General features: G+C 62.7%; 5 protein-coding genes. 1 reads left to right on the plus strand and 4 read right to left on the minus strand.

Annotated features, from left to right (window positions below; all coding sequences use genetic code 11):
- The 3 genes from AC1DOC_RS23925 to AC1DOC_RS23935 form a co-directional block, all read right to left on the minus strand.
- Positions 1-927, minus strand: a 927-nt coding sequence (locus AC1DOC_RS23925; RefSeq protein WP_478130630.1) for an acetyl-CoA C-acyltransferase, incomplete at its 3' end; no start/stop codon positions are given.
- Between the two features lie 55 nt (positions 928-982).
- Positions 983-1,765, minus strand: a complete 783-nt coding sequence (locus tag AC1DOC_RS23930; protein ID WP_478079751.1) for an enoyl-CoA hydratase/isomerase family protein — start codon at positions 1,763-1,765, stop codon at positions 983-985.
- 123 nt (positions 1,766-1,888) lie between these two features.
- The gene (locus tag AC1DOC_RS23935; RefSeq protein ID WP_478129243.1) at positions 1,889-3,094 is read right to left on the minus strand and encodes a CaiB/BaiF CoA transferase family protein; all 1,206 of its coding nucleotides are present in this window, start codon (positions 3,092-3,094) and stop codon (positions 1,889-1,891) included.
- 90 nt (positions 3,095-3,184) lie between these two features.
- On the opposite strand from AC1DOC_RS23935, the gene AC1DOC_RS23940 reads away from it, so the two are divergent.
- Positions 3,185-3,310, plus strand: coding sequence for a hypothetical protein (locus AC1DOC_RS23940; RefSeq protein WP_478129242.1), 126 nt, complete (start codon positions 3,185-3,187; stop codon positions 3,308-3,310).
- Positions 3,311-3,344: 34 nt separating this feature from the next.
- Here the strand turns inward: AC1DOC_RS23940 and AC1DOC_RS23945 are convergent.
- Positions 3,345-3,779 (minus strand): tripartite tricarboxylate transporter substrate-binding protein (locus tag AC1DOC_RS23945; protein ID WP_478130631.1); only part of this gene is annotated, 435 nt, incomplete at its 5' end.

Below are 3,779 nucleotides of genomic sequence, written 5' to 3' on the forward strand. Positions count from 1 at the left end.
GACTTTCAGGCCGGTGCGCTCCAGCACCTTGCGCGTGGCCGGCACCGGGCCGATGCCCATGTACGCGGGCTCGACGCCAGCGTGTGCATAGCCGACCAGGCGCGCCAGCGGCTTCAGGCCCAGCGCCTTCACGCGGCCGCCTTCGGCCAGCACCACGGCGGCGGCGCCGTCGTTGATGCCCGAGGCATTGCCGGCGGTGACGACGCCGTCCTTCTTGAACGCAGGCTTCATCTTCGACAGCGTCTCGACCGTGGTGTCGGCGCGCACGTGCTCGTCGGTGTCGAACAGCACGATGCCCTTGCGCGTCTTCACTTCGACCGGAACGATCTGTTCCTTGAAGCGGCCTGCCGCGATGGCGGCCGCCGCGCGCTGCTGGCTGGTGGCGGCCAGTTCGTCCTGCTGCTCGCGCGTGATGCCGTAGCGCGCGGCCACGTTCTCGGCCGTGATGCCCATGTGGATCTTCTCCCACGGGTCGTGCAGGATGCCGAGCATGTAATCGACCAGCACCGCGTCGCCCATGCGTGCGCCATAGCGTGCCGAGGTGTCGAAGTACGGGCCGCGGCTCATCGATTCCGAGCCGCCGCCGATGGCGATGTCGCAGTCGCCCAGTGCAATGGCCTGCGCCGCCGACACGATGGCCTGCAGGCCCGAGCCGCAGAGGCGGTTGACGTTGAAGGCCGGCGTCTCGACGGGACAACCCGCATCGATGGCGGCCACACGGCTCAGGTAGGCGTCCTTCACGTCGGTGGGAATCACGTTGCCCATGACCACATGCCCGATGGCATCGGCCGCCACGCCGCTGCGTTCGATGGCGGCCTTGACGGCGGTGGTGGCCAGCTGGGTGTTGGGCACGTCCTTCAGCGCGCCGCCGAAGGTGCCGATGGCGGTGCGGGCGGTGCCGACCACGAAGATGTCACGGGGAGTCATGGATTGGAGTTTCCTGCGTTGGAGGGATCAAATGAAATAGCGCCGAAAGAAGCACTCAGCGCCCCGTGAAAGACGGCGTCTTCCGATTTCTGAAGGCGTCAACGCCAATACGAAAGTCGTCGGTGGCAGCGCAGGCCCGAAAGGCGGCCGCCTCGGCGTCGAGCTGGCCCGCCAGGTCGCGGTCGCTTGAGCTGCGTATCAGCCTACGCAGGTGACCCAATGCCAGGGTTGGGCCGCTTGCCAACCGGTGCGCCAGCGCCAACGCCTCCGCCCCCAACTCCCCGGCCGGCACCACACGACTGACCAGACCCATGCGCTCAGCGGAGTCTGCGTCGTACGTCTCGCTGAGCAGCGCAATCTCCAATGCGCGCCTCAGCCCCACCCGGCGCGGCAGAGCCCACGATGCGCCGACGTCGCAACTGGCGCCGATGTTCGCGTATGCGAGATTGAAGCGCGTGCCGGCGGCGGCCAGCACGAAGTCCGCCTGCACCATCAGGCTCAGTCCCGCGCCGGCCGCCACGCCATGGACCTGGGCGACAAGCGGGGCGTCCATGGCGTCCAGCACACGTACGGCCTCGTGCAGGGGATCGATCAGCTCCGCTGCGCCGCGCTGCGGGTCGGCGCTGAGCACGGCCAAGTCGCCGCCAGCCATGAAGCCGCTCCCAGCGCCGCGCATGATCACGGCGCGCACGCTCGGGTCAGCGGCCAATTCGCGCACAACGGAGAGAAACGCGCGCGCCATGGGCGGATCGATGGCGTTGAGGGCCGATGGCCGATTGAAGCAGATGGAGGCCACAGCGCCGTCGCGCTCGAGCAGCAGGGGAAGATCAGTGGTCATGAAGAGCTCTCGGTTCTGAGAAGGCGCCGTACTCCTGGAAAAACACAGTACTGCCGGAGTACGCTGCCAGTAGTACCCTCCAACCAGGCGCCCGATTGAATAGCCGGGCCTTCGTTGATGTTTCTATGCCGCGTCGCGCCGCAACGTCGTCTCAAAACTGGCGACAGCGTCCGTGCCGGACAGCTCTTGCCGATCCCGCATGCTCGGCACCACCGTCTTCTCCAGCACGATTGGATTGCGGATTCCGAATCCGTCGCCGAGAGTTTGAATGGCGCCAACTTCCTGTGTCAGCTTGTCCACCGTCACCGAGGCATAGTCCTTCACAAGCCCCGCGAGCAGGCCGTGCGCCTGCAAGAGCGCGGCCCATTCTGTGGCACTTCGCGCAGCCAGTTTGTTCTCGATGGCGGCTGTCATCGCCGCGCGATTGACAACCTTCAGCGGACCCGTCAAGAAACGAGGATCGTCAAGCAGTTCCGGCGCTTCGATCAAGGCAACGAATTTCTTCCAGTGGGCATCGATATAGGCGGAGACGACGACCTCTCCATCCGCGCAACGGAATGAATCCGCCGGCGCGGACAGTGGCGCACTGTTGCCGCTTCGTTCAGATTGGATGCCTGTCATCAAGTACTCAACGATCGGACCGGTCTGCAGGTGCAGCGCAACGTCGTACAAGCTGACGCGCACCACTTCCCCACGGCCGGTACGCTCGCGACGCAACAGTGCAGCCAGAATCCCATGACACAGAGCATGCCCGCACGCCGCGTCTACCACCGTGAAGCCGACCTTCGTGGCGGGCTGCCCAGGAAATCCAGTGGTGGACATCATGCCGCTTTCCGCTTGAACGATCATGTCGACTCCGCCGAGTTTGGATCCGATGTCGCCGCGACCGAAACCGGAGACGGATGCATAGACGAGCCTGGGATTTCTGGCGAGCAGTGTCTCAGCCGCCAGACCCAGACGCTCCATGACGCCTGGGCGCGCGGACTCGATAAAAACGTCAGCCTCCTCAACAAGCCGAAGAACCTGCTCGCGGCCAGCTTCGGTTCGAATATCGACCTGTGCGATCCGCTTGCCGCGGTTGTAGCCGACAAAGACCGGTGATTCGGCCAACGAGACCGCGGCCGCGGAACGCAGTTTTCGGCACATGTCGCCAGATGGTGGCTCTAGCTTAAGGACATCGGCCCCGTAATCGGCAAGCAACAGGGCTGCGGACGGCCCAGCGATCATCTGTGCAAGCTCGACTACTCGGAACCCCTCAAGCGGTCGCTGCTCGCTCCCATCTTGAAGTCCCGTACGATGCGGCGACATTGCCGAAGGTAAATCGCTCATCAGCGTACCCGCAATGTGCCGTGATACTGGACGTCATGCAGACGAATCTGTTGGCGCATACTCTTACAGACTAATCGCGCCATCGTGTGCATGACCGATCCCACTAAAAATGAAAGCAACCCTGAATTGCGCATCAGTCGCCTTTTTGTCGGGATAAAAAGTTTAGAAATCTCTGCACGCGCAACTCCACAAAATAATCAGCCGTTTCGACGCTAGAAAGCGAGTGCAGGTCAGCCAGCTCTCGCCGGGGTCACTCGATAATAGTTCCGGACTTTTTAATGATTGGACCCCATTTATCGATTTCCGTTTTCACAAACTTGCGAAAATCCTCAGCATTCAGTCTATTGGAAGCGCCTCCAAGCCTTACGATTTGGGCTGCTACGTTCGGATCGGTCAAAATCTCGGAGACTGTTGAAGACAGTTTTTGAACCACCGCAACGGGCGTCCCTTTTGGCGCCATTAGACCCTGCCAGGAATAGGCTTCGAATCCGGGAAATCCGAGTTCGGCTACTGTTGGAGTGTCAGGAAGCGCCGGTGCCCGTGCTGGGCTCGTCACCGCCAAAGCCCTAAGTTTCCCGCCCGTAACATGCGGCAAAGCTGACGGCAAATTGTCGAAGATTGAATCTACTTGCCCTCCCATGATGTCTGTTATAGCCGGCGCGCTTCCGGGGTATGGCACGTGCAG

The organism is Variovorax sp. 01T439_2 (assembly GCF_056398445.1).